The 25,259-nt window shown below is 72.0% G+C and carries 19 protein-coding genes and 1 other RNA gene; 7 read left to right on the top strand and 13 right to left on the bottom strand.

Translation table 11 applies throughout. The features are described from left to right. Window positions 1-80: 80 nt before the first annotated feature. Window positions 81-1,025: an ATP-binding protein gene (locus ACZ4TR_RS41605; RefSeq protein WP_465293609.1), complete on the top strand. Its 945-nt coding sequence runs from the start codon at window positions 81-83 to the stop codon at window positions 1,023-1,025. Here ACZ4TR_RS41605 and ACZ4TR_RS41600 read toward each other — a convergent pair. Next, entirely contained in the window at window positions 1,022-1,219 is a 198-nt protein-coding gene (locus ACZ4TR_RS41600; RefSeq protein WP_364520062.1) for a hypothetical protein, read from the bottom strand. The two genes, ACZ4TR_RS41605 and ACZ4TR_RS41600, sit on opposite strands and share 4 nt — an antisense overlap. Before the next feature lie 1,687 nt (window positions 1,220-2,906). On the opposite strand from ACZ4TR_RS41600, the gene ACZ4TR_RS41595 reads away from it, so the two are divergent. Further along, complete coding sequence (locus tag ACZ4TR_RS41595) at window positions 2,907-3,281, top strand: hypothetical protein (RefSeq protein ID WP_465293608.1); 375 nt, start codon at window positions 2,907-2,909, stop codon at window positions 3,279-3,281. Window positions 3,282-4,639: 1,358 nt separating this feature from the next. Here the strand turns inward: ACZ4TR_RS41595 and ACZ4TR_RS41590 are convergent. The 11 genes from ACZ4TR_RS41590 to ACZ4TR_RS41540 form a co-directional block, all read right to left on the bottom strand. Then, window positions 4,640-5,626, bottom strand: coding sequence for a C40 family peptidase (locus ACZ4TR_RS41590; RefSeq protein ID WP_465293681.1), 987 nt, complete (start codon window positions 5,624-5,626; stop codon window positions 4,640-4,642). Between the two features lie 17 nt (window positions 5,627-5,643). Continuing rightward, complete coding sequence (locus ACZ4TR_RS41585; protein ID WP_465293607.1) at window positions 5,644-6,243, bottom strand: hypothetical protein; 600 nt, start codon at window positions 6,241-6,243, stop codon at window positions 5,644-5,646. Between the two features lie 3 nt (window positions 6,244-6,246). Further along, window positions 6,247-8,331, bottom strand: a complete 2,085-nt coding sequence (locus tag ACZ4TR_RS41580) for a magnesium transporter (protein WP_465293606.1) — start codon at window positions 8,329-8,331, stop codon at window positions 6,247-6,249. Further along, the gene (locus ACZ4TR_RS41575; RefSeq protein ID WP_465293605.1) at window positions 8,328-11,312 is read right to left on the bottom strand and encodes an ATP-binding protein; all 2,985 of its coding nucleotides are present in this window, start codon (window positions 11,310-11,312) and stop codon (window positions 8,328-8,330) included. Before ACZ4TR_RS41575 ends, ACZ4TR_RS41580 begins: the two co-directional genes overlap by 4 nt. A 3-nt stretch (window positions 11,313-11,315) precedes the next feature. Beyond that, entirely contained in the window at window positions 11,316-11,792 is a 477-nt protein-coding gene (locus ACZ4TR_RS41570; protein WP_364520072.1) for a hypothetical protein, read from the bottom strand. Between the two features lie 9 nt (window positions 11,793-11,801). Further along, window positions 11,802-12,068 (bottom strand): hypothetical protein, encoded by a 267-nt coding sequence (locus ACZ4TR_RS41565; protein ID WP_004562703.1) that lies wholly within the window; start codon window positions 12,066-12,068, stop codon window positions 11,802-11,804. A gap of 453 nt (window positions 12,069-12,521) precedes the next feature. Further along, entirely contained in the window at window positions 12,522-13,379 is an 858-nt protein-coding gene (locus ACZ4TR_RS41560) for an SCO6745 family protein (RefSeq protein WP_465293604.1), read from the bottom strand. A gap of 128 nt (window positions 13,380-13,507) precedes the next feature. After that, window positions 13,508-13,914, bottom strand: an RNA gene (gene rnpB / locus ACZ4TR_RS41555) — RNase P RNA component class A. An 81-nt stretch (window positions 13,915-13,995) separates the two neighbouring features. Then, entirely contained in the window at window positions 13,996-15,246 is a 1,251-nt protein-coding gene (locus ACZ4TR_RS41550) for an NAD(P)/FAD-dependent oxidoreductase (protein WP_465293603.1), read from the bottom strand. Continuing rightward, complete coding sequence (locus tag ACZ4TR_RS41545) at window positions 15,243-16,049, bottom strand: 4Fe-4S domain-containing protein (protein ID WP_465293602.1); 807 nt, start codon at window positions 16,047-16,049, stop codon at window positions 15,243-15,245. The genes ACZ4TR_RS41550 and ACZ4TR_RS41545 overlap by 4 nt, the downstream gene beginning before the upstream one ends. An 8-nt stretch (window positions 16,050-16,057) precedes the next feature. After that, the gene (locus ACZ4TR_RS41540) at window positions 16,058-16,735 is read right to left on the bottom strand and encodes a DUF4142 domain-containing protein (RefSeq protein ID WP_465293601.1); all 678 of its coding nucleotides are present in this window, start codon (window positions 16,733-16,735) and stop codon (window positions 16,058-16,060) included. Between the two features lie 237 nt (window positions 16,736-16,972). Between ACZ4TR_RS41540 and ACZ4TR_RS41535 the strand changes: the two genes are divergently transcribed. From ACZ4TR_RS41535 to ACZ4TR_RS41515, 5 genes are all read left to right on the top strand, one after another. Next, the gene (locus ACZ4TR_RS41535) at window positions 16,973-17,551 is read left to right on the top strand and encodes a sigma-70 family RNA polymerase sigma factor (RefSeq protein ID WP_465293600.1); all 579 of its coding nucleotides are present in this window, start codon (window positions 16,973-16,975) and stop codon (window positions 17,549-17,551) included. Then, the gene (locus ACZ4TR_RS41530) at window positions 17,548-18,042 is read left to right on the top strand and encodes a hypothetical protein (protein ID WP_465293599.1); all 495 of its coding nucleotides are present in this window, start codon (window positions 17,548-17,550) and stop codon (window positions 18,040-18,042) included. The genes ACZ4TR_RS41535 and ACZ4TR_RS41530 overlap by 4 nt, the downstream gene beginning before the upstream one ends. A gap of 31 nt (window positions 18,043-18,073) precedes the next feature. After that, the gene (locus ACZ4TR_RS41525) at window positions 18,074-20,854 is read left to right on the top strand and encodes a LuxR C-terminal-related transcriptional regulator (protein ID WP_465293598.1); all 2,781 of its coding nucleotides are present in this window, start codon (window positions 18,074-18,076) and stop codon (window positions 20,852-20,854) included. A 57-nt stretch (window positions 20,855-20,911) separates the two neighbouring features. After that, a complete protein-coding gene (gene sfnG / locus ACZ4TR_RS41520) occupies window positions 20,912-22,024 on the top strand; it encodes a dimethylsulfone monooxygenase SfnG (RefSeq protein WP_465293597.1) in 1,113 nt (370 codons plus the stop codon). Window positions 22,025-22,212: 188 nt separating this feature from the next. Further along, a complete protein-coding gene (locus ACZ4TR_RS41515; RefSeq protein ID WP_465293596.1) occupies window positions 22,213-23,454 on the top strand; it encodes an SLC13 family permease in 1,242 nt (413 codons plus the stop codon). Window positions 23,455-23,499: 45 nt separating this feature from the next. Here ACZ4TR_RS41515 and ACZ4TR_RS41510 read toward each other — a convergent pair whose 3' ends face one another. After that, the gene (locus ACZ4TR_RS41510; protein ID WP_364520088.1) at window positions 23,500-25,242 is read right to left on the bottom strand and encodes a hypothetical protein; all 1,743 of its coding nucleotides are present in this window, start codon (window positions 25,240-25,242) and stop codon (window positions 23,500-23,502) included. Window positions 25,243-25,259: the final 17 nt, after the last annotated feature.

Raw genomic sequence — 25,259 nt, 5'->3', positions numbered from 1 at the left:
GATCGGGCGTGGGCCGGTCGGGTGTACGTTGGCTTCCGCAATAATGAAAACCGTCTTCATTTCCAGAAAGGGCTCCGACCGTGAAGATCGCGTTCGTCGGCAAGGGCGGCAGCGGCAAGACCACGCTGTCGTCGCTGTTCGTGGCGTACCTCGCCGACGCCGGCCTGCCGGTGCTGGCCATCGACGCCGACATCAACCAGCACCTCGCCGTGGCGCTCGGCGCGTCCGAGGAAGAAGCGCTGGCCTGGCCGACGCTCGGCGACAACATGACCCTGATCAAGGACTACCTGCGCGGCGACAACCCGCGGATCCCGGACGCCGCGTCGATGATCAAGACGACGCCGCCGGGACGCGGGTCGCGGCTGGTCCGGCCGTTCGAGGACAACCCGGTGTTCGACGCGTGCTTCCGGCAGCTGGGCGGCGTGCGGCTCGGCGTCACCGGGCAGTTCGACGAGGACGACCTGGGCGTCAAGTGCTACCACTCGAAGGTGGGCGCGGCCGAGCTGCTGCTGAACCACCTGGTCGACGTCGAGGGCGAGTACGTCGTCATGGACATGACCGCGGGTGCGGACGCGTTCGCGTCGGGGCTGTTCACGCGGTTCGACGTGACGTTCATGGTGTGCGAGCCGACGGTCCGCAGCGTGGGCGTGTACCGGCAGTACGCGGACTACGCGCGCGACTTCGGCGTGCGGCTCGTGGTGGTGGGCAACAAGGTCACCGACGCCGAGGACGTCGAGTTCCTGCAGGAGCAGGTCGGCGACGCGCTGCTGGGCTGGATGTCGGCTTCCCGCCACGTGCGCGCGGCGGAGCGCGGCACGGCCCGGCCGATCACCGAGCTCGAGCCGCGCAACCTCGCGACACTGTCGTCGATGCGCTCGGCGGTGGACGCGGAGCAGCGCGACTGGGCGCGCTACCAGCGTCAAGCGGTCGAGTTCCACCTGCGCAACGCGGCGGCGTGGGCGGGCGACAGCCTGGCTTCCCAGGTGGACCCGGAGTTCGTGCTGGGCCCGGGGCTGTCGGTCTAGTCGTCGTTCCAGGCGGCGTCGGCGGCATCGGCCTGCTGGGTGCGTTCCTTGGCGATGTCGAGCGCCCGGCGGGCGGTGGCCTCGTCCGGGTACGGGCCGAGCAGGTCGATGCCGCGGCCGCGTTCGAGGTGCTCGACCTGTTTCGTGCGGGTGTTGTAGTACCACCCCTGGTCCGGGTTCGGGTCGTTGGACATGGTCCTAGGTTCGCACCACCGGGCCGGGTTGTCAGCGCTTGTACCGATAGGGGATCTCGGTCGGCGTCCCGGTGGGGCCGAAGTCCTGGCTTTCTTCGGCGTTTTCCGGCGGCGGCTGGTCGGTGAACTCGTCGAACCAGCCGCGGGGCGTGCCCCGGGGCGGGGTGGGGGGTTCCTGTCGCGAGGGTTGCGGGAGGGCGGTGTCCCGGCCGGGGAAGACGGGAGGGGCGGTGTTTCCCGGGGTCGGCGGGACCGGGGGCATGGTGCCGGGGCCCGGGAAGACCGGGCGGGCTGGGGCCGCGTGCCGGGTCGGCAGGGGCTGGGGGGTGGACTCCGGGCCGGGGAAGACCGGCTTGGAGCGTGCCGGCGGGGTGGGGGCCCAGGGAGAGTTGACGGGCGGGCCGGTAGGTCGCTGCTGTGCCGCGGGCGGTTGCTGCTGGGCCGGCGGGGGCTGAACTGCGGGTGGCTGGTGGTGGATCGGTGACAGCGGCTGCGGCTGCTGCGGAGCCGGAGGTTGCTGCGGCGCGGCAGGCTGCTGCTGCTGCTGGGAAGGCTGCTGCTGGCCCGGTGCGTGCGAGCCGGCAGGCGACTGCGCGGCAGGGATCTGCGAAGCGGCAGGTTGCTGCGGAGCCGGGGGCTGCTGCGGCGCGGCAGGCGGCTGCTGGCTCAGTGCGTGCGAACCGGCAGGCGACTGCGCGGCAGGTTGCTGCGGAGCCGGGGGCTGATGCGGGGCCGATGCCTGCGAACCGGCAGGCGACTGCGCGGCAGGCGCTTGCTGCTGCGCGGCAGGCGGCTGCTGTAGGACCGGTGCCTGCGAACTGGCAGGCTGCTGCGCGGCAGGGGCCTGCGAACCGGGAGGTTGCTGCAGGCCCAACGGCTGCGAAGCGGCAGTGGACTGCTGCGGGGCCGGTTGCTGGGCGCTGGAGGGCGGTTGCTGTTGGCCTGCTGACTCGGACTGCCCAGCAGCCGACTGCATCTGAACCGGTGCCGGCTGCTGCTCAACCGGCGCCTGCTGCGCGGCAGGTTGCGGCTGGGCCGATTCCTGCGAACCAGCAGATCGCTGCCCGGCGGGCGACTGTGGCTGGGCCGACGACGGCTGCGCGGCCGGCGGTTCTGGCTGGTCCGGCGCCTGCGAATCAGTAGGTTGCTGCTGGCCCAGTGGCTGCGCACCGGCAGCGGGCGGCTGGTCCGACAACGGCGATCCCGCTGGCAGTGGCGGAGCCGTAGCCAGCGAGTGCGGCAAGGTCGGCGGCTGTTGCTGGCTCTGCGGTACCGCAGGCGACTGCCCGGCGGTAGCCGGCGACTGCGGCTGCGGCTCAACGGGCGGTTGCGGCTCACCGGCAGCAGTCGGCTCCTGGGCTGAGGGTGACTGCACCTGCGATGCGGCCGTCGACGAAGACGGGAAGGCCGACTGTTCCGGCTGCGAGACAGCAGACGGTTGCGGCTGCACGCCGGCCGCCTCCGGATTCGGCGGTTCCGTAGCGGGCACCGCAGCAGCTTCCGACTCCGCGCTATCACGCAGCTCAACATCAACTGGCGAAGGCGCACCTGCTTCGGGCTCGGCTACCTCCTCCGGCGCGGGCTCAGCCGGTGAAGGCACAGCCGTTTCGGACTGAGCCGCTTCCAGTGACTCGTGGTCGGCCACGGCCGGTTCAACCGCTTCCGGTTGCACCGCATCTCGCGGCTCGTGCTTGACCGCCCCAGACTCAGCCGCTTCCGCCTCAACGGCACCCCGGGACTCCTGCTCAGCCACCGCAGACTCAACTGCTTCCGCCTCAACGGCACCCCGGGACTCCTGCTCAGCCACCGCAGGTCCAGCCGCTTCCGGCTCAACGGCACCCCGGGACTCCTGCTCAGCCACCGCAGGTCCAGCCGCTTCCGGCTCAACGGCACCCTGAGACTCCTGCTCGGCCACCGCAGATTCAGCCGCTTCCGGTTGAACGGCATCCGGAGCCTCGGGCTCAGCCGCCACCGGCTCACCCGCTTCAGGCCGAACCTCACTCAGGGCCTCGACTTCGGCCGGCGCCGATTCGGCTACCTCCGGCTGAACCAGACCTCGTGACCCGGCTTCGGCAGGCGCAGGCGAATTCGCATCCCGGGGTCCGGCGGCCTCCGGCCGGACCGCTTCCCAGGACTTCGACTCCACCGCCGCCGCAGACTCGGCGGTACCATCCGGCACCGTCGCCGCGGCTCCATCCCGCAACTCCGGCGCCTCGCCCCCATCAGTCTCGACCGGTTCCGGCGAAGACCCCGCCGCCTCGACCACGTTCCTCCGCTCCGGCTCGGCCGGCCGCGGTGCAGACTCCAAAGCCTCCGCCTCAGGCGCCGGCTGGTGGGCCACCGCAGGTTTCTCAACCGGCCCAGGCGCGGACTCAGCGAACGGCGCCCGCTCAGGCGCCCCTGGGTCCGGACGCAACTCCGACCGGCCCACCTCAGGCTGTCGCAAGCCGGTCTCCCCGGGAACCCCGGGCTCCACCGACCGGCCCACCTGCGCGGAAATCCCCGGCGAGGTAGCAAACGTCGGCGGGCCAACCGCCGGCTCAGGTCGTTTCCAGCCGGCCTCGACCGCCGCATGCGCGCCCCGGGCCTCGACAGCCGGAGGCTCCGGAGCCTCCGGAGCCGCGTGACGAGCCTTCGCCGGGCCCGGCAAGTCCGGCTCCGACCACTCGCGGTCCTCCTGGGGACGTCCCTGGCCCCACGCCGAACTCGACCCCGACCGACCGGGCGGCGGCACGTGCTGCTCAGGCGGGGGCGGCTGGGGCACCGTCCGCCACACCGGGGCCGGGCCGATGTTCATCGGGGCCGGCGCCTGGCCGGGCGGCCGCGCTCCCGGAGGCGGGGGCGACGGCCTGGCCGCCGGCTTGGGGATCGGGTCCAGGGACGACACCAGGACCGACGTGTTCTCCGGGTCCTCGACCTTCCGGCCACTGCGCTCGCGGTAGACCATCTCGCCGTCGGCGTCCATCTCGACCAGGTAACCCGCCTCCGCGAGCTGCTCCTCGTCGAGGTCCGCCAGCCTCTCGTAGCGCGAAGGCACCACTCGATAAATCGGCCACGCCAGCGAAGCGTGCTCGGCGTGGAACTGGGCCAGCAACGCCGCCATCTGGTGCTGCCACGGCAGCGACATCCCCTCGGCCAGCGACCGGGGCAGCACCACGTACCCCGCGTCGACGCCCGGGTAGCCCTGGCTCAGCTGGTCGGACAGGGGCGTGCTGGACGCGGGGCGAGCCGACTGCCGGGGCGGCTGGGGCGCGCCGAACAGCGCCGCCGGGTCCTGGGGCTCGCCCGGGCCGGGCTTGCCTCGCTTGCCGAATTTGCGTCCCACGTGCTCATCCTCTGCCAGTACGCGGCCACCTGCTCGTGGAAGCGCCGCGACGTCGGTGAATCGGCCGATTCGTGTCAAGGCCCTCGAGACCCATGCTAAACGCCGGGGCGGACCGCCTGCGGCACCACTTCGGCCTCGTCGAACGAGAACGGCCGCGTGTGCACCGGGACGCCGGTCTGCTGCGCCTCGACGATCTTGCCGTCGCCCAGGTACATCATCACGTGGTGGATCGTGTCCGGGTTCGACGGGTCGTTGGCGAGGAACAGCAGGTCACCGGGCTGCGCGTCGCGCACCGGCAGCAGCGCGCCCGCGTGGTACTGGTCGCGCGAAACGCGCGGCAGGATGATCCCGGCCGACTCGTACGCCCGCAGCATCAGGCCCGAACAGTCGTACGAATTCGGGCCCGTGGCGCCCCACACATACGGCTTGCCCTGTTCGCCCAGCGCGAAGCTGATCGCCTTCCCGGCGGCCTGGCTCGGCGGCAGCAGCTGTCCCATCCCGGTGCCGCAGGCGACGACGTCGACGACCTGGCCGACGTTCTCCACCAGCGTCGCCGCCATCGGCTCCCACTTGTGGTACCGGTCCGGGAAGCCCGACCGCTCGACGGCCTGCGCGGCGTCGCCCGGGCGCTTGTTCTCCCAGTCCGGCACCGCCAGCAGCACGTCGTAGAACTTGTTGACCGCGTACGTCGGGTTGGTGACCTCGGAGATCGAGCCCCAGCCCATCGACGGGCGCATCTGGAAGATGCCCTGGGAGTCGCGGTCACCGTAGGTGAGGTTGTGCAGCCCGGACTCGGTCATCCCGGCCTGGATGGCGACCTGCCACGCGCGCGGCGCCAGCGACCGCTGCTTGCCGATCGTGATGATCAGCGCGACGGTGCCCTTCTGCTCGTCGTCCAGCTTCGACGCGTCGACCGTGCCGCGCTCGCCCTCGCCGGGCTGAGTCGGCCCGACCGAGGCGTCGCAGCTCATCAGCGACACGCCCCGGGCCTGCGCTTGCTGGTTGTCGATGACGACCTTGGCGGCGACGGCGGTGACGACCAGGGCGCCGATCGCGACGAACACGACCAGCCCCAGCCACAACCCCAGCCGCCGCACGGTCAGCTCGCCTGGTCGTAGTCGGCGACGCGCCAGCCGGCGTTGGTGTTCACGACCGTGATGGCCAGCTTGGGCCCGTCGGTCGGGATCGTCAGCTGCACCGAGCTGGTGTACGACGTGCCGACGACCGGCTCACCGGTGACCTTCGTCGCCGGGATGTTCGCCGGGTCGACCGACGCCATCACCGGCAGGTACTCCTCGGTGGTGAAGGGCTTCAGCTTGGCCAGCCACTGGTCGGAGGTGATCCCGGCCGGGTGGTCGACCCAGGCCGCGGCCCACTCCTTGGCGACGCGGACGGCGTCCCCGTTCGGCGCCGCCGTCGTCGGGGTGGCCAGCGGCGCGGACAGCCGCGTCGGCAGGTTCGACGTCGGCACCGGCGCCGCGACCCCCGGCGCGGTCGCGGTGACGGAGGTGGTCGTGCCGGTGGCGGGCGAGGCCTTGGCCTGCGGCTTGCCGACCGCCTTGGGCAGCACGATGCCGAGCGCGGTGACGAGGATCGCCAGGAAGACCAGCGTCCCCATCAGGTGGCGGGGCGAGCGCAGCGGCCAGCCCCACAGGCGGCGGTAGACCGCGGCGCGGCCGCGGTTGGTGCGGATCGGCATCGGTCACCGCCCCATGACTTGGTCGGTGTCACGCGGTTCTTCGCGCACTTCGATGCCCCGCGAAGGCCGGTACAGCACGAAGACCGGCTTGCCGGCGACGACCTCGGGGTCGACGCGGCGCGGCTGCGCCCGCACGCCCGGCGTCCGCGGCACGTCCTGCGGCGTGTAGTCGTTGAAGCCGGATTCGGGGGTGCGCAGGTCGGACGGCACGACGACGGGCTCGGGCTCGTCGGTCCAGCGGCGGTCGGCGACCGGGGAGGTGTCGACGCGCCGGCTTTCCTCGCGCCGGAGCGTCGGCCGGCCGCCCGCGCCGACCACGACGTAGTCGCCGGGGTCGCCGTTGGCCGGGTTGTACTGGCCGTACACCGGGGAACCGGGGCGTCCGCCCGCGGGCAACGCCCCTGCCGGGCCGCCGTTGATGGCCCCCGGCCAGGCGCCGGACCAGGCGGCGGCCGGGCGGCCCGCGCCCGAGGTGTTGTCGAGCCGCTGGGCGTTGGCGAAGATCGTGGCCTCCGGCCGGAACCGGCCACCACCGGCGGTGGCGCCGAGCGGGCCGCGCTGCTCGCCGTCGACGACGTCGTCGGTGTCGCGCACGTTCTGCCAGAACTCGTCCTGCGGCGTCGGGCCGTTGCGGTTGCGCTTGAAGCGGGAGAAGATCCCGCCCCCGGGCGACGGCACGGCGGCGCCGACCATGCTGACCGACATCTCGACCATCTGCCACAGGCGCCGGACCGGCCGCCCGACCATGAACAGCAGCACGGTGATGAGCCCGGCGAGGACCATCTGCGTGAGCATGTTCAGCGAGTTGCCGGCGTCGAAGATGGCCTGCAGCAGCAGCGCGTGCACCCCGGCGAGCACCGAGAGCACGACGAGGTTGAAGGCCACCCCGCCGGCCACCTTGAGCACGCGGCGCAGGATCTCCGGGTGCAGCAGGGCGACGAGCCCGATCAGCGGCGCGGTGAGCGCGAAGAGGCGGATCAGGACTTGGGCGAGGAGGACCGACGCCTTGGCCAGGAGCTGGAAGAGGGAGTAGACGAGGGCTTGGCCGAGGGAGAGGAAGCCGGCTCCGGTGCGGCCGCCGGCCTCGCCGGTGAAGTAGCCGGTCGCGGGGCCGAGCTTGGTGGAGATGTCCTTGTAGGCGTTCTTCTTGCCGTCGATGACACCCTGGTTGCCGTCGTCGCCGTTGCGCAGCTGCGCCCACGTGAACGCCTGCGCGTCCAGCAAGGGGCGGCCGAACTGGTCGGCCTGCGGCGCGGTCGGCGAGCCGAACTCCCCGCGGATCCAGTTCTTGTAGACGATCTCGTTGTGCAGGTTCGTCGGCAGGACGTGCCGGATGACGCGGTCGTTGGAGTCGTCGACGAACCCGGCCTGGATGTTCGTCGTGGTCTGGACGATCGCCTTGTCGATCGGGTCGAAGTACCGCAGCATCGCCAGCGACGACGCGGCCAGCCAGACGCCGGCCAGCGCGTACAGCGCCCGTTTGCTGACCGCGGCGAGGTCGCCGCGCCAGATGTTGCGGAACAACATGATCGACATGACGAGCGCGACCAGCCCGAAGAGCTGGGCGTAGATGTTGTTGTAGACCTTCTCCGCGCCCGACTTCACCGCGCTGTACAGCGGGTTGAGCAGCCCGCCCTCGAGCACGGTGTAGTGCAGCGAGTTCGTCGCGCCGACGATGTTCTTGCCCAGGTTGAACAGCTGGTTGCCACCCCAGGTGTCCAAAGTGGACCCGGCGGGGGTGAGGTTGATCCCGGAGCAGTTCGTCTCGAAGGTGTTCCAGACGAACCCGGCGTAGCTGTAGTCGACGTACGGGCTGCCGGCCTCGCCGTGGCCTTCCGCGGGGTCGATCGCGCCGACCATGCCCGCTCCCGGGCGTTCGGGGTTGGGCGCCTCGCCGCAGGCCGCCGCGCTCGCCGCCGGGGCGGTCGCGATCGCCTGCAGCCCGAGCACGAGCATGACGGCGAACATCGTCGCCTTGCGCCCCGGCGTGCGCCGCCCGGGTCGCGGACCTTCCTTGATCCGCCGCTTGAGCGACTGCCACCCCGCGGCCAACGTCAGCAGGACCGCCAGCGTCAGCGCCGTGTTCATGCGGCGTCCCGGCCGGTGCCGCCCTTTCCACCCGTGCGGGCGTGCTGCTGGCCGCCGTGGCCGTTCTGGCCGTTCTGGCCGTTCGGGGAGACTCCGCCCTCCACTTCGCCCGTTTCGGTCGCCAATGGGTCCGGGGCTCCGAGGAGGTTCTCGTCGGCCAGGCCGACCTCCAGCTCCGCCGCCAGCTCGAAGTCCTGCTCCAGCTCGATGTCGTCCTCCGGTGGGGACGCCACGAACGGCTTCTTCTCCTCCGTGACCGGCAGCGCCAGCTCGTTGCCCGGGCGACGCGAAGGCGCCGCGTCCTTCGAACCCGGCGTCGTGTCCATGACCGCCCTCAGGTGGTCCAGGTGCGGGCCGGAGAAGTCGACGCGGATGCGCTCGACCCCGCCCGCGCCGTCGCCGAAGATGAACTGGCGGGGCTCGACGTCGCGCTCGACGCCTCGCTGCTGGGAACCCGGACGACGGCCCAGGGCCGCCACCACCTGCTCGTACCCCACCCCGACCGGCACCTTCAACAGCCGCAGGGCGTCGGCCTGGGCGTCGTCGTCGTCGAGGCGGCCCACGAACACCGAGTCCAGCAGGGCCACGAAACCCTGGATCTTCAGGAAGTCCGCCGGGATCTGGGACGACAGCAGCACCCGGACGTTCCACTTGCGCGAGTCACGCGCGAAGCGGTTCATCAGCACACGCCCGGTCGGGACCTCGGACAGGAAGAACGCCTCGTCGATCCAGACGCCCTTGCGCATCTCCTTCGGCTTCTCGTACACCGACCGCTGGGTCAGCCACGCCGCCAGGTTCAGCATCTCGACGCCGAGGGACTCCGCATCCGTCCAGTACTCGCGGGGGACGCCGTCCTTCGGCAGCGTCAGGCCCGCCATCGTCAGCACCGTCAGGCGGTCGTCGCGCGTCTCCGAGTACGGGTCCGCGTCGGACTCCGGGATGAGCAGCGCCATCCGCTCGCGCATCTCGTCGAGGAAGTCCGCGACGACGCCGGCGTGCTCGTGGTGTTCCGAAGAATCCCGGCGCAGGGCATCGATCACCTGGCCGGGGTCGGCGTCGAACCGGCCGCCGACAGTGCGGACCGCGCGCAGCAGCACGATCCGGGTCTGCGCCATGCGCGACACCTCGTACGGCAGGACACCCGTCAACACATCCAGCACGAGACGACGCCGCGTCGCGCCCGCCAGGGCCTTCTCGCGGCGCCAGGACCGCTCCGGGTCGTCCTCGTCCATGAAGTGCTCGATCAGCGGCTCGGCGACCACCCGGTACGGGTTGAGGATCCCCGGCTGGGCGTTGAGCAGGTTGATCGGCCGCGCGTACGGCCGCAGCTCCGGCAGGTCGCACAGACGGGACAGCGGACCCGAAGGGTCGAGGATCGTCCAGTTCGCGCCCGCGCGCAGCGTCTTGTAGACGATGCCGCCGCCGAGAAACGACTTACCGCCACCCAGGCCCGCCACCATGGCCGTCAGGCCGGAGCCGTCGCGGATCTCCTGGGCCATCCACGGGTCCCAGGCCACCGGGCGCCGCGTGGCCGTGCACGTCTCGCCGAGCAGGATGCCGCGGCGGTCGCCGACCTCCGCCGTCGCCGTCGGCACCGACGAAGCCGCCCAGACCACCGACCCGCGGCGCATGTACGCCGCCGAGGCCAGCGGCTCGCCCGGGATGAACTCGCGGGCCAGCGCGTACTGGGCCTCGGGGTGCTCGATGGCGATCTTCGGCTTGTAGAGGTCCAGCAGCTGCTGGGCCAGGCGCAGCGCGTCACGCTCGGTCGGGCCGGACACCGCCAGCCGCCACCACGAGCGCACGCGGGTGGCGAGCGCGGTGAAGCCCGACGTCATCTCGTCGTCGATCTCCAGCACGCGCCCGGCCTGGCGCGACAGCGACTGCGGCGGCTCCAGCTCGTGCTCGTCGGTGTAGTGCTTGACCTGCGAACGGACCTTGTTCATCTGCCGTTGGAGCTCGCCGGCCACTTCCTCGGGGCGCCGGACGTAGATGCGCGCGGAGACTTCGACCGCGGCGGGCAGGCGGTCGGCGTGCTGGATCCACGGGTCGTCGACTTCGGGGATCTGCAGGCCGTGCATCTGCCCGACGGTCAGGATCGCCAGGTGCCGTGAGACGCCGGCGTTGGAGCCGGTGCGGCCGCGGACGGTCACGGTCGGCGCGTACGGGTCGGCGTAGTAGTCGGCGGCGTCGGTGAAGCTGGCCAGGTCTTCGGGTTCCCAGGCCGCGCCCGGCACGGCGGGCATGTTCCGCGGCGCGGGCAGGCCGAGCGAGCACGAGCGGTGCATCAGCCAGGACATCTCTTCGGCGTGCACCGGACGGCCTTCCAGCCCGGCGCTGCCGATGACCTGGTCGAGGTGCTCGACCTCGGAGTCCAGCGCGGTCAGCTCGGCGTCGACGGCCTCGGGCAGGATCTTGCGCAGCACCGGCGCGGCCCGCTCGACCGCGCGGTCGACCATCCGCCGGGTCTGCACCTGGACGCCCAGGTAGACCTCTTTTTCGGCCATCGAGCGGCCCATGAGCTGCTGCTGCTCGCCGATCAGGTAGTCGTCGAACGACAGCGCGCCCGGGACGTCGCCGGGGCGGCCGTGGGCGTTGTAGACGTGCGCCTCGGCCCACATCCGGATCGGGTACGGCCGGTTCGTCACGCGCAGGTGCAGCCAGCGGCCCTGCAGCTCGGCGTACTGCCCGGCGATGGCCGCGACGAGGTCGCGGCGCTGGGAGTCCGAGCGGAACGACCAGCGCTGCGGCGCCAGCCGGTACCAGGCGTAGACTTCGACGCCCGTGCGAACCAGGTGCCCGTCGATGCTGCGCACCGCGATCGACGGGGTATAGGCGGGGATCGCCTGCTCACCGGTCAGGCGGCGGCCGTTGCCGCCCCCTGAGCCGTTTCGCGCCGCGCGGACCTGCTCGGGCGGCTGCCATGCGCCCGAGTGTGCGTCCCGACCCCGTTTTCCTCGGCTACCGCCGCGACCGAACAACGACTACCTCCCGGCCCGAGCCGCGTTGCCGCGGCTCCGGCGCGCTCGTGGTGTTCCCTGGATCGCACCCGGCGGCCCGCCGTGGTGCTGGTACTGCCGCTTCCGGCGGTGCTTCGGCAGCGGGCGCTCGGCCCGTACCCGGACCCGGCTGGCGCTGACCGCGCCGCCGGTGCCCGTGGTCCGTTCGCGGGGGGTGTTGAGCTCGCGCCCGGCCATCGAAACCACGGTGCCCAGCGGACGCTCGTGGCTGATCTTGGCCGTGAGCAGCCGGGTGATCACGATGGTGGCGACGAACGCCCACGCCGTCGAGAAGAACCCGAAGCTCCACCCCGCCCAGCGTTCGACGCCGAGGACGACGAAGAACGCCGGGATGCCGATGAGCCACGCGACGTAGCGGGCTCTCCAGGGAAAAGTCGCTTTCGGCGGGCCGAGCCACACGGCGTCGACCCGGTAGACCTCGTCATCGGTCCTGATGCGCACGCCGCCGCCTCAGCCGGTGAACAGGCCGGCGATCCACTGGCCCACGTTCACGCCCGCGCCGCTGACCGCGAGACCGATGATGGCGAGCGCGATGACCACGCCGGCGAGCCGCCGCATGACACCGGCGTTGTCGCCCTTGCCGCCGCCCAGCCACAGAAGCAGGAGAGCAACGGCCAGCAGCACCAGGGGGATGACGTTGTCGAGCAGCCACTGGCGCACGTTTCCCGTGCCCAGCTCGCCGGCGGCCAGCGTGTCGAGGGTGGTCAAGGTCATCATCGCGTTACTCCCGGTGCGCGGTGGGGCCCGCGCGGCTCTGGCTCAGGCGGTGCTTCGAACAACATCATGACGGCTACGAGGGGTAGTGGTCAAAGCGCGCTGCGTAGATGACGGCTGGCTTGTCAACCGGTGTGGCGGCCACGGTAAACGAAAACTCCACGCCCACCATCATCGCGGCAAGGGCCCTCGGGTTAAAGCCCGGGCACCCATACTTCTCAGTGTGCTGACGAACTCACCCCATTGCCCGGGATTTGCTCACTGTGGGTACTTGCGCCGTGGCCGTCGTGCGGCCTGAGACAGTGTGACATGACCCGAACGGCCCCGTCGCGCGAGTCCGCTCTGTGACGGTGCTTCGGCCGGTCGGCACACATGTCGATCTTGACCGGTCCGGCCGTCCGTCACACGGCGCTCAAAACCTCACACGAGTTTCACTACATAGCGTGATCTTGGACCTCAAGCGCGACGCTGAGCGAAAATACCCGCCGGGAACGCGCCGGCGGCGACCACGCGGCGGGTGAGGTCCCGGCCGAGCTCCTCCAGCCGGGCCAGCTTCGCCGGCCCGAGGTGGTCCCACGGCGCCGTCGCGGCGGCCTCGGTCGCGACTTCGACGCGGTCACGCAGCGCGACACCTTCGGCGGTGAGCGCACCGTCGCCGTCGAGGATCCCGCGGTCGCGCAGGCCCTGCTCGGCGGCGGCCCACTGCTCGTCGCTCCAGCCGCGCGTCAGCTTGGCCGCGTCGAGGGTGAACCCGGCGCCGGTGGCCACGTGGGTCACGAGGGCTTCGACGCCGCTCAGGCCGTTGAGGACGAGGGCGGCGATGTGGCCGTCGCCGCGGTGCTCGCGCAGCAGCGTGATGGCGTGCCAGAGCGCGAGGTGCGGCGGCTCGGGCCAGTCCAGCCCGGCGTGCGCGGCGTAGAGAGGACGTCCTTCGGCGGTGCACCCGGCGGTGGCCTCGCGGGCGAGCTCGGCGGCCTCGACGACCTGGTCGCTCTTGAGCTCGCCTTCGCCGAGGAGCCGGGTCAGGGCCGCGTCGACGCCCTCGAGCCGGGCCTTGAGGACCTGCTCCGGCGTCGCGAGGGTCCAGGCGCGCGGAATCACGCGGGCGACGACCTCGGGGTTGAAGTTGTAGAAGGTGGCGGCGACGACCTCGGGCCCGACCGGGCCCATCGCGGCCGAGCGGCCGGCGAAGTAGGGCATCCGCCCCGGCCGCAGCCCGATGCCGGTGAGCGCCTGGTCCACTTCGGGCGCGAAGTACGCCAGAGCGTGCAAGGAATCGAAGGCCGACTTGAACCGCTTCTCGTCACCCGCCATAGCGGCACCCTACTACCGGGTAACCACGCCGGGAAGGGAGCACTGAAAGGCACCTTCCGTGCGTCTGACGCGCTGAATGGCACCTTCGGTGCATCAGATGCGAGGAAGGTGCCCTTCAGCGCGTGGGGCGGACGAGCCGGCATGTAAGCCGGATCCTGTTCCCGGGTCGCCTCGCGGCTCGCCGGGCGGCGGCCATCCATCTCGGCCTGCCGTCGCCGGCAGGCTCCAGCGGCCTACCCGCAGGCTCGGACGGGCCGTCCTCGAACGCCTGCGCAGAAGCCCGGGGGCTTCCTCTTGGCCTTGCTCCGGGTGGGGTTTACCCAGCCGCCCCGGTCACCCGGGACGCTGGTGGTCTCTTACACCACCGTTTCACCCTTACCCCGGCCCTCGTGAAGCACACAGGCCGTGGCGGTCTGTTTTCTGTGGCACTTTCCCGCGGGTCACCCCGGGTTGCCGTTAGCAACCACCCTGCCCTGTGGAGTCCGGACTTTCCTCGAGCCGGGTCGCCCCGGCCCGCGACCGCCCTGCCTGCTCGTCCGCGGGAGAGATGGTAGCCGAGCGCCGGGCGGCCGCCCGGCGGCGGGCTCGGACGCCTGCCGGGAGCTTGACCGCGACCTCAGTACCCGGCTGCCGCCCGGCTGTGGTGTCGGGGGCGCTCCGGTTCCGGCGGCCGCTGGGGCGGCACGATCGACGGCGCCGGGCGCCGGCGGGCCAGCTCGGCCGTCCAGTGCAGCACCGCGGCCGGGCTGTCGAGGCCGATGAGCCCGACGAGCCGGCCGTCGCGCACGGAGCCCGTGATCGGCCGGGTGCCGGCCACCGGCGACTCCAGCAGCACCGTGTCCGTCCCGAGCATCGGCCGGCCGGCCACCTGGATCCGGACGCCGTGCTGCTCGGACCAGTACCGCGGCACCGGCGTGTACGCCGGGGAGCCGGCCGGCCCGGCCAGCAGGTTCTCGGCCGCCGCCCGGCTCATCTCCACCGCGTTGAGCCAGTGTTCGTCACGCCGGGGCGTCGCGTCGTAGCGGAGGTTGGGCCAGCGGGCGACGTCGCCGGCCGCGACGATCGTGTCCGAGCCCACGACGTGGCAGGTCGGGCCGCAGACGACGCCGTCGTCCAGCGGCAGCTTCGCCCCGCGCAGCCAGGACACGGCCGGGACGCTGCCGACGGCGACCACGACGCAGGCGACGTCGAGGGCACGTCCGTCGGCGAACTCCAGCCCGACCGACGTCGTCCCCGGGTGCCACCGGCGGATGGTGGTCCCGAGCTCCAGCCGGACGCCGTGGGCGGTGTGCAGCGCCGTGAGCCAGTCGCCGATGTCGGGGCCGAGGACGTCGGCCAGCAGCGCCCGCGACCGGCCGATCAGGACGACGTCGCGGTCCATCTCGCGCAGGCTCGAAGCGACTTCACAGCCGATGAAGCCGTCGCCGATGACGGCGACCGGACCGGAGCCGGTGGCGAGCGCGCGCTGGAGCGCCGTGGTGTCGGACAGGGTCCGGACGACGACGACCCGCGGGTGGCCGTGCGGCGCGCCGGGCAGCCGGCGGGGTTCGACGCCGGTGGCGATGATCAGGCCGTCGTAGCGGACCTCCTCGTCGCGGAGGTGGACGACCTGCCGGTTCGGCGACAGAGCCGTGACCGGGGTGTCGAAGTACCACTCGGCGTCGACCTCGAGGGGATCGGCGAGCAGCGTCTGGGCCCGGCTGACCGCGCCGGTCAGCAGGCTCTTGGACAGCGCCGGGCGGTGGTAGGCGATGTCGGGCTCGGCGCCGAGGACGACGACTTCGCCGTCGAACCCGAGCTCGCGCAGCCGTTCGGCGGCCCGCAGGCCGGCGAGGCCGGCTCCGGCAATGACGATGCGTTCGCTCACGAAGTGGCTCCCAACAGGTGGATGGCTCGCATGGGACAGGCGCGCGCGGCCGCGCGGACGTTCGGTGCTTCCCCGGCTCCGGGCCGTTTCTCGTACTCCAGCTGCCCGTCGTGGCCGAGCTGGAAGACCCCGGGCGCCTCGGACTGGCAGATGCCGTAGGAGTGGCAGCGGTGGCTGTCGACGTCGACGCGCAGCGCGCTGACCTCGGGCTCTTCGGGCACGGGGGCGATCAGCCCGGCCCGGGCGAGCGCGGCGGCGGGCAGCACCCGCAAGGCGGAGAGGAGCACCGGCGGCACGAGCAGCGTGATCCCGGCGAGCCAGACGACCGACAGGTGCCCGCTCGAGACGGCGCCGAGCCAGGCGTGCACGGCGAGCAGCCCGATGGCGAGGTAGCCGAACTGGTGGAAGCGCAGCCACCGGCCTTCGCGCGCGCCGCGGCGCAGGCCCGCCGTGATCGACACGGCGAGCACGAGCTCGAGGCCCGCGATGCCGAGCGCGTGGCGCGGGGTGCCGTCGTAGAACGGGAGCAGCAGGTCGGCGGCGCCGAACGGGTCGTCCTCGAGGAAGAGGAACGTCAGGCCGTGCACGGTGCCGGTGGCGAGGGTGAACGCGGCGAGCAGGACGTGGCCGGCGCGCAGCGCGTCCTGGCCGCTGAACCGGCGGACCCAGCCGGTGGCGGCCAGGACGCCCCAGCACAGCGTCAGGCACATGCAGAGGTAGGTGAGGCGGCCGGACAGCGCGGCGGCCTCGGCGATCCCGGTGTCGTGCGGGGACACCGGGAGCAGCGCGGCGGACGGGGACATGGGCGGGCTTACCTCCGGGTGCGCGGCGAGGTCCTGCCGGGGGTTCCGAGCAGGCGGAGCAGGCCGAACGTGGCGACGGCGGCGAACGCCACGAAAACGGCGCCGAGGGCGAGGTTCCCGCCGCCGAGGGTGTCGTCGGTGCCGTCTTCGGTGGCGGAGACGAGCAGCGACGTGGTCTCGGCGAGCCCCGTGCTCTCGAGGAGCGTCAAGTGGCCGAGCGCGGTGTCGACGGCGGTCTGGGCGAACGCGCGGACGTCGTCGTCGCGGGTGCCGGCGCGGACGTCGGAGGCGAGCCCGAAGAGGGAGCCGTACTCGGCGCGCAGGCGGTTGACGTAGGTGCGGTCGAACGCGTCCCCGGAGTCCTTCGAGAGCTCGGCGGCCCAGCCGCGTTCCTGCTCGGTGGGCCCGGCGGGGAGCGAGATGGCGAGCCGGTCGGCGACCGCGCGCAGGGCGACGTCGAGGCGGGCCTGGTCGTCGGCGATGCGGACGGCGACCGCGCGCACGCGCTGGTTGGTCGCGCGGTCGGCGGCGAGCCGGCCGGCCGGGATGGCCCACAGCGTGTGCTGCTTCAGGCGCGCCAGCAGGGTCCGGTCGGCCTGCTGCAGTTCGCCGGCGGAGGCGGGCAGGGCACAGCCGAGCACGAGCGCGGTCGTGGCGGCGAACAAGGCCACGAATCGGAGCGGCATCCCCGTTTTCCCTTCGCGAAGGAGGTCTTATCGGGAGTTACGGAAGAACGGCGTTCACCGGTTCTCTCCGTCACCTTTTAGAGACTGTGACGTACATCACAAGACACAATTTGAACCGGCCGGTTCGTACCCCGCCGCTAATGGGGTACGGAAACTAATGCAGATGGCCTATCAAGTGTTTTTGCGCTACGCTCCGGAGGCCCCACAGTCCGCCAGTCAGGTGAGGTTGCGAGCTTTATGGAAGCACCGGGCAGAGAAAGTCGCGGCCACGTCGGCTCCAGCTCGTCCGCCACGGCGGTGCAACCGCGCCCCGACACGGCGGACGACCTCGTCCCGCTGCTGTACAAAGACTTCCGCGCCACCCTGTTTTCGCAGGTACTGGCCCTGACGAACCACGACCGGCAGTGGACCGAAGACGTCGTGCAGGAGACCATGATCCGCGCGTGGCAGCACTCCGGCACGCTCGAACGCGAGCCCGGAATGCTGCGCGGATGGCTGCTCACCGTGGCGCGCCGGATCGTCATCGACGGCTGGCGGAATCGCCGGGTCCGCCCGCAGGAGGTCGCTCTGGAGATCCCGGAAAACGCCGAGTCCACCGAGCGCGCGGACAGTTCGTTAGCCGCACTGACGATCAGCCGGGCATTGTCGGAACTGGATGAGAAATATCAGTCCGTCATCACCGTCACTTACCTCGCCGGAAACACCGTCCGGCAGGCCGCGACAATTCTGGGAATTCCCGAGGGAACCGTCAAATCGCGGTTGTACACGGCGATGCGGCAATTGCGGAAGGCACTCGGCGAAATGGCGGTGCGATGAGGCGGGAGCACCGCGATGCCGCGGCCTACGAGCTCGGCGTCCTCGACGACGCGGAAGAGTTCGAAACGCACCTGGCCGGCTGTCCCCGGTGTCAGGAGCTGCTCACGGGCTTCCGGCCGGTGTCGGCGGCCCTGGCGGAGGCGGCCCGGCTGGGCTACCTGCCGGGCGGCGGTGGTCCGCCGGCCTCCGGCGACCCGGCGGCCACCGGGTCTTCCCCGCGGTCGGGCGCGGCCGGCCCGGGTTACCCGCCGCCCAGCGGCGGCGCGGCCCGGCGCCGGAAGCCGTGTGTGTTCACCGGCCGGGAAGGTCCGGCCGCCGGGGCGCTCCTGCTGCTCGCGGTGGGCATGGCCGTGACGATCGGCTGCGCGGCCCGGCCGGCCACCGCGAGGACCTGGTTCGCATCCGCTGCGTCCATCGTCTCCCCTGCTCAGGTGGTGACCGGTACCGGCCATGACCTGCGGGATCTCCCGTGGTCAGCCGGTTTCCAGTAGTCTGCCCCAACCCAACATGAAAGTCTTTACGGTGGATACCGAAGTAAATCCCGAGCAGCCCGTCAGCGGGCCTTCGGTACCGAAGCGCCCCGCCCCGCGGCTCCCCGGCCGCGAGCCCGAGCTCAGCCGCCTGACCAGCCTGTTCCCCCTCGCGCTGGGCGGCACGGCCGCGAGCGCGGTGCTGGTCGGCGAGTTCGGCATGGGCAAGAGCGCCACGCTCCACACCGCCGCCGCGCTCGCCGCGGACGCCGGCTTCACCGTCGCGATCGCCACCGGGTCGCGGCTGGAGAGCCACCTGCCCGGCGGGCTCGCCCGCCAGCTGGCCGACGCGCTCTACGAGCCGGGTGTCCCGCGTCCGGGCTTCGCCGAGCAGTGCGGCCCGGCCGGCGAGAGCGAAGCGCTCGAGCACTTCTTCGGCCTCGTCCGCGACGCGACCGAGCGCGGCCCGCTGTTCCTCGGCATCGACAACGTGCACCTCGCCGACGCCTGGTCGATGCGGTGCCTCGCCTACATCCGGCACCGCGTGCTCGACCTGCCGGTGTTGATCATACTCACCTCCCTGATCGGCCACCCGCCGCACCGCGAGGTGGCGCTGCTGGAGATGGCCGGCTGCACGCCGGCGACGATCACCCTCAACGGCCTCGGCGACGCCGCCGCGGCGGAGATCCTCGGGCTCGCCCAGGGCGAGCTCGCCACTGCCTGCCGCGAAGCGACCGGCGGCAACCCGTACCTGCTGAACGCGCTGCGGCCGCGGCTGCTGCCCGGCGCGGACCCGCACGAGCTGGGGTCGTCGCTGATCGGGCAGGTGCTCCACACGCGGATGCACGAGTTCCCGGACGCACCGGCGATCCTGCACGCCGCTGCGATCCTCGGCGAGGACGCCGGGTTCGACCTGCTGGCCCAGCTCGCCGGCGTCGACGAGCTCGAGGCGCTGCAGGCGATCGACACGATGGTCCGGCTGCACGTGCTGAACAACAGCAACGCCCCGACGCTGACCTACCCGTTCGTCCGCAACTCCCTGCTGCGGGACATGCCGAAGACCACGCGGGCGGTCAACCACGCGCGGGCGGCGAAGCTGCTGTCCGAGACCGGCGCGGCGGCCGAGCGCGTCGCCGCGCACCTGCTCGAAGCGACGTCGATCCGGATCCCGTGGGGCGTGGACGTCCTGCGGCTGAGCGCGCGCGACGCGGTGTTCTCCGGACGTCCCGAACTGGGGGCGCGGTACCTGCGACGGGCGCTGGAAGAGCGGCTGACGTCGGGGCGCCGGGTGGCCGTGCTGCTGCAGCTGGCCCACGCGGAGTTCCAGCTCGACCCGCCCGCCGCGGCGCAGCGGGTGCGCGAGGCCGTCGACACCATCGGCAACCGCGACACGGCCGCGTTCATCGCGTCGGCGATGCTGCTGTCGCTGTGCGGCGGCCAGGACGCGCGGCTGGCGATCAGCGCGGCCGGCCAGATCGCCGCGCGGCTCGACGCCGGCGGCCCGGACGCCGTGTGGCCCCTGCTGTGCATGACGTACCTGGCCGAGGCCGGCAGCCGGCTCGGCCCGCCGCCGGAGTTCCGCGACTTCGAGGACCAGTGGGCCCCGCTGACCGAACCCGCGGCGCAGCGCAGCCGGTCGGCGCTACTGGCCTTGGACGCGGTCCGCAGCGGCGAGTCGGCGCAGGAGGCCGTCGGGCACTTCGCGGCCGCCATGACGGGCGACGACGGCGACCTCTTCGAGCAGCACTACTTCTTCACCCTGGCCACGGCGGTGCTCGCGGACGAGCCGGCGCACGTCGACCGGCTGTGCCGGGTCCTCGACGTCGAGCGCGAGCCGTGGGACGTGCACGTGCCGCACGGCGCGCTGCCGACGCTGGCCCGCGGGATCGCGCTGCAGGCCAGCGGCGACCTGCAGCGGGCGAGCGTCCACTTCGAGTCGCTGCTGCGCCGCTTCGACGAGCGCGGCGGGACGACGACGTGCCCGGTCGGCGTGCTGTGCGCGGCCAAGCTCGTCGAGTGCTGGGTGGACCTGGGCCGGTTCGAGGCGGCGACGTCGTTGCTGGACCGGATGGACTTCGTCGCGAGCCAGGGCCTGTTCACCCACACCTACCTGCTGTACGCGCGCGGCCGCCTGCGCGTCGCGACCGGGTACACGCGCTTCGGGTTCGAGGACCTGCTCAGCTGCGGGCGCCGGCTCGCGCACCACGGCATGCGGTTCCCGGGTTTCGTGCCGTGGCGCGCGCACGCGGCGCGGGCGGCGCTGGCGCTGGGCCAGGCCGAAGACGCGGCCCGCCTGGCCGAAGAGGACATGACCGCCTCGACGCGCTGGGGCGCGGCGCGGCCGCTGGGCACGGCGCTGACGACGCTCGGGCTCGTCCGCGAGGACGACGAAGCCGAGCGGGCGCTGAACAAGGCGATCACGACGCTCAAGTCGTCGCCGGCCCGCTTGCAGCTGGCGGCGGCGCTGACCGAGCTCGGCACGCTGCACGCCCGGCACGGTCAGTCCGAGAAGGCCATCGAGACGCTGCGGCAGGCGGTGGAGCTGAGCGAGCACTGCGGCGCGCGTCCGCTGGCCCGGCGCGCGGCGGAGGAACTGCGTTCGGCGCGGCGCGCGCTGACACCGGCCAAGGACAACGAACACGGCTTGACGCGGCAGGAAAACCGGGTCGCCGTCATGGCCGCACAGGGGCTGACGAACCGGGAGATCGCGACCGCGCTGCACCTCACGCGGCGGACCGTGGAGCTGCACCTGTCCGGCGCGTACCGCAAGCTCGGCATCCCCGGCCGCGCGGAACTCGGTGGCGCGCTGGCGAAATCCCACCGCGGCGGGTGAGTTCCCACCGCGTGGACGCGCGTTGACCGGCTCCGGCGTCGTTGCTCTACTCGGGCCATGTCCCTCGAAGAGCCGTTGAAATTCGCCTACTGGGTCCCGAACGTGAGTGGTGGCCTCGTCACGTCCGACATCGAACAGCGGACGGACTGGGGCTACGAGTACAACCGGGATCTGGCCGTCCTCGCCGAGAACAGCGGGTTCGAGTACGCGCTTTCGCAAGTGCGGTACACGGCCAGCTACGGCGCCTCGTACCAGCACGAGTCCACCGGGTTCAGCCTGGCGCTGCTGCTCGCGACGCAGCGGCTCAAGGTGATCGCGGCCGTCCACCCCGGACTGTGGCACCCCGGCGTGCTGGCGAAGTTCATCGCCAGCGCCGACGTCATTTCGGGTGGCCGCGCGGCGGTCAACGTGGTGAGCGGGTGGTTCAAGGGCGAGTTCACCGGCCTCGGCGAGCCGTGGCTGGAGCACGACGAGCGCTACCGGCGGTCCGAGGAGTTCATCCGCGTGCTGCGCGAGCTTTGGACGAACGACCACGCCGAGTTCCGCGGCGACTTCTACCGGATCCACGACTTCGACATCAAGCCGAAGCCGGTGGCGGCCCCGCACCCGGAGATCTTCCAGGGCGGCAACTCGACGGCGGCGCGCAAGCTCGCGGGCAGCGTCTCGGACTGGTACTTCAGCAACGGCAAGGACTTCGACGGCTTCAGCGAGCAGGTCTCGGAGGTTCGCGGTTACGCTTCCGAGAACTCGCGCACTGTCCGATTCGGACTGAACGGGTTCGTCATCGCTCGCGAGACCGAGAGCGAGGCGCGCGCGGTCTTGCAGGAGATCGTCGCGAAGGCGAACGTCGAGGCGGTGGAGGGCTTCCGGTCGGCCGTGGCGCAGGCGGGGAAGTCCACTTCGGACTCGAAGGGCATGTGGGCCGACTCGGAGTTCGAAGATCTGGTGCAGTACAACGACGGCTTCCGCACGAAGCTGATCGGCACGCCGGAGCAGATCGCCGACCGGGCGATCGAGTACAAGAAGCGCGGGGCTTCGCTGTTGCTGCTCGGGTTCCTGCACTACCTGGAGGACGTCGAGCACTTCGGCAAGCACGTGCTGCCGGTGATCCGGGCGAAGGAGCAGGACCTGGCGCGGGGCGCGGCCACCCCGGAGCCGCTCGGCGTCTGACCTGCCCGGTTGACCGCCGCCCGCCGGGGCGCCCCCCCCGTTTTCCACGATACTCGAGGGCACCGACAAAACCCGCCCACGCTCGAGCGGCCGCCGCCGGGCTCGCGGAATTGTCGGTGCCTTCCGGTAGCGTGGAAACCGGGGGCGCCCCCGGTGGGCCCGCGCCGGGCGTCGATTAGCGTGGGAGCGTGAACTTCTGGGCCGGAGCGGGAAGCCTGGCGCTCCTCGCCGCCGTGCTGGTCTTCGCGATCGTGCGGCCGCGGGGCTGGCCCGAAGCGGTGGCCGCGGTGCCGGCGGCGGGCGTCGCGCTCCTGCTCGGGCTCGTGCGGCCGGAAGCGGCCGGGGCCCGGGCCGTCGAGATCCTGCCGACTTTGGGCTTCCTGGCCGCGATTCTCCTCGTGTCCTTTTTGGCCAGTGTCGACGGTGTGTTCACCTGGCTCGGCAACCGGCTCGCGGAGGCGTGCCACGGCCGGCCGCGGCGGCTGCTGGTGCTCACCTTCGCCGCGGCGGCCGGGGTGACCGCGGTCCTCAGCCTGGACGCCACGGTCGTCCTGCTCACCCCGGTGGTCCTGGCCACGGCGACGAGCCTGCGCCTCCCGGCCCGGCCGCACGTCTACGCGTGCGCGCACCTGGCGAACTCGGCGTCGACGCTGCTGCCGGTGTCGAACCTGACGAACCTGCTGGCGTTCGGCGCGTCGGGGCTGACGTTCGCCGGGTTCACGGCGGCGATGGCGTTGCCGTGGCTGGTCACGGTCGCCATCGAGCTGGTGGTGTTCCTGCGGTTTTTCGCCGCCGACCTGCGGCCGCGCTCGACGGCGGAGCCGGCCCAGCACCTGGAGACGCCGACGTTCTCGCTGGTCATCTTGGGTCTGACGCTCGCCGGCTTCGCGCTGGGGCCGCTCGGCCACGTCGAGCCGGTGTGGATCGCGGCGCTGGCCGCCCTGATCCTCGGCACCCGGGCGCTGGCGCAGGGCAAGATCCGGCCGTGGCAGCTGCTGACGGAGGCGGCGCCGCAGCTGTGCCTGTTCGTGCTGGGCCTGGCGGTGGTGGTCGAGGCGGTCTCGGAGCACCTGCTCGGTGGCCTGCTGCGCGACGTCCTGCCGTCCTCGACGAGCTTGGCCGACCTGCTCGTGGCGGCGGGGGTGGCGGCCCTGCTGGCCAACCTGGTGAACAACCTCCCGGCGACGCTGATCCTGCTGTCGGTCCTGGGCCCGCACCCGGCGCCGGGGGTGTTGCTGGCGGTGCTGCTGGGGGTCAACATCGGCCCGAACGCGAGCTACCTGGGCTCACTGGCGACGCTGCTGTGGCGCCGCACGCTGCCGGAGCACCCGTCGGCGAAGACGTTCCACGCGCTGGGGGCGATCACGACGCCGCTGTGCCTGGTGGCGGCGACCGGGGTGTTGTGGCTCAGCCTGGGCCTGGTGACGTAACCCGCAACCGGCGTGATCAGAACCGGATCTCGCGAGTTGCGGGACTCAGCCCGGCATCGTGATCGTCTGGCCCGGCTTCATCGTCGCGCCGCAGTCGTCCAGCGGGCCGCCGAAGCGGTCCGCCGCCACCGCCGGGATCGTCTTCGCCGCGTAGTCCTGTGCCGCCTTCAGCTTCGCCGGGTCGGTCACCGCGTCGCGCCGGACCCAGTCGCCGTTGCGCAAGCCCTCGATCGGGGAGCTGTAGATCAGCACGTAGTCGCGGTCCAGCCGCGGGTCCAGCGCGATGCCGTTGCCGGCCGCCCACGGGCCCCACGAGTGGATGAACGTCGGCTTCACCGTGTCGAACACGTAGTCGCGCAGGCCGGCCAGGTCGTTGTCGTGGACCAGGTCGGCGATCGGCTTGTTGACCAGGCCTGCCATGTCGACCAGCTCGAGCCGGCTCGTCATCGACGAACCGCCGAGATCCGGCAGCAGCAGGGACGCCTTCTGGATGCCCAGGATGTCCGCGTAGGTGTTGAACCCGCGGCCGAAGCGGTCGGCCACCAGGCACGCCGTGATGTTCGGGTTCTTCGCGAACTTGTCCGCGGCCTGCGCGAACCCGATCGCCGACGGGACAAACGCCCCCACCAGCACCACGACGATCCCGATCCGCAGCAGCGCCCGGCGGTGCTTGAGCAGCTCGCCCGCCGACAACGTGCCCGCGATGATCGCCAGCGGCCAGATCGGGCTGGCGAACCGGTGCTGGTACATCCAGTCGGCGACCATCACGCCGTACGCGACGATCCCCAGCGCCAGCGGCACCAGCAGTGCGATCAGCGGACGCCGCCACGGCGCCTTGACCAGCGCGAACGCGATCACCAAGGCCAGCAGGACCACGCCCGCCCAGCCCGCGTAGCCGGCCAGCTCGAACGGCCGCTTCACGGCGTCGAAACCGGGCAGGCCCTGCTGCTTGGCCACCGACGGGTTCGCCAGCAGCCGCCCGAACTCCGAGTACCGCCAGACGACGTACGCGCCGAACGGCACGGCGAACGCCGCCACCGACAGCAGCGCCAGGCGGAAGCTCTTCCAGAACAGGCCGCCACGCAGCAGGAACAGCGCCGCGAGCGGGTACGCGCCCGCGTAGATGAGCCCTTCCGGCCGGGTCAGCGCGGCGAACGCGACCAGGACGCCCGCCCACAGCGCGACCTTCGGCGTCAGCAGCTTGTCGCGCTTGACCGAGACGAACAGCGTCACCGCCAGCGTGACGACCGCGAACGCGAACAGCGAGTTCTCCAGGCCGGACACGACCCAGATGACGAACGACGGGACCGTGGCCAGGGTCAGGCCCGCGACCAGCGTGACCAGCCAGGCGAAGCGCGTGAAGACCTGCTTCGCGGCGATGTAGCACGCGGTCAGGATGCCGCCGGTGAACAGCAGGCCCAGCAGCTTCGGGAACAGCACGTAGTCGGGCAGGCCGAACAGCAGGCCGTGGTCGAAGAGGCCGACGAGCTTGCCGACGCCGAGCAGCACCATCCACGTCGGGTCGGAGAAGCCCTCGACCGGCGGGGCGCCCGGCTGCAGCACCGGGCCGAGGCCGTCGGCGAAGCTGCGGGCGTAGGAGAAGGTGATGGCGGCGTCGTCGACGATCCAGTGGCCGTACCGCGTGGCGTGGGCGGCGACCGCCGCGACGCCGGCGAGCACGGCCAGCACCGGCGCCAGCCGCGCGCCCCAGCCCCGCGTGGTCGTCGCGGGTGCCGGGTCCTCGGGGACGTCGCTCGGGGAGGTCTCGGTGAGTGCGCTAGCCGTCATGTCCTCGTCACTGTTCC

It is taken from the genome of Amycolatopsis sp. NPDC028719 (genome assembly GCF_055565395.1).
This window is presented reverse-complemented; position numbering and strand designations above follow the sequence as displayed.

What these genes read in the sequence shown, in the direction of transcription:
- ACZ4TR_RS41600 (WP_364520062.1), bottom strand. Translation starts at nt 1,219, where the DNA reads ATGTCCAACGACCCGAACCCGGACCAGGGGTGGTACTACAACACCCGC.
- ACZ4TR_RS41530 (WP_465293599.1), top strand. Translation starts at nt 17,548, where the DNA reads ATGAGGCGGGAGCACCGCGATGCCGCGGCCTACGAGCTCGGCGTCCTC.
- sfnG (WP_465293597.1), top strand. Translation starts at nt 20,912, where the DNA reads ATGTCCCTCGAAGAGCCGTTGAAATTCGCCTACTGGGTCCCGAACGTG.
- ACZ4TR_RS41545 (WP_465293602.1), bottom strand. Translation starts at nt 16,049, where the DNA reads ATGTCCCCGTCCGCCGCGCTGCTCCCGGTGTCCCCGCACGACACCGGG.
- ACZ4TR_RS41535 (WP_465293600.1), top strand. Translation starts at nt 16,973, where the DNA reads ATGGAAGCACCGGGCAGAGAAAGTCGCGGCCACGTCGGCTCCAGCTCG.
- ACZ4TR_RS41585 (WP_465293607.1), bottom strand. Translation starts at nt 6,243, where the DNA reads ATGCCGATCCGCACCAACCGCGGCCGCGCCGCGGTCTACCGCCGCCTG.
- ACZ4TR_RS41540 (WP_465293601.1), bottom strand. Translation starts at nt 16,735, where the DNA reads ATGCCGCTCCGATTCGTGGCCTTGTTCGCCGCCACGACCGCGCTCGTG.
- ACZ4TR_RS41580 (WP_465293606.1), bottom strand. Translation starts at nt 8,331, where the DNA reads ATGAACACGGCGCTGACGCTGGCGGTCCTGCTGACGTTGGCCGCGGGG.
- ACZ4TR_RS41565 (WP_004562703.1), bottom strand. Translation starts at nt 12,068, where the DNA reads ATGATGACCTTGACCACCCTCGACACGCTGGCCGCCGGCGAGCTGGGC.
- ACZ4TR_RS41560 (WP_465293604.1), bottom strand. Translation starts at nt 13,379, where the DNA reads ATGGCGGGTGACGAGAAGCGGTTCAAGTCGGCCTTCGATTCCTTGCAC.
- ACZ4TR_RS41510 (WP_364520088.1), bottom strand. Translation starts at nt 25,242, where the DNA reads ATGACGGCTAGCGCACTCACCGAGACCTCCCCGAGCGACGTCCCCGAG.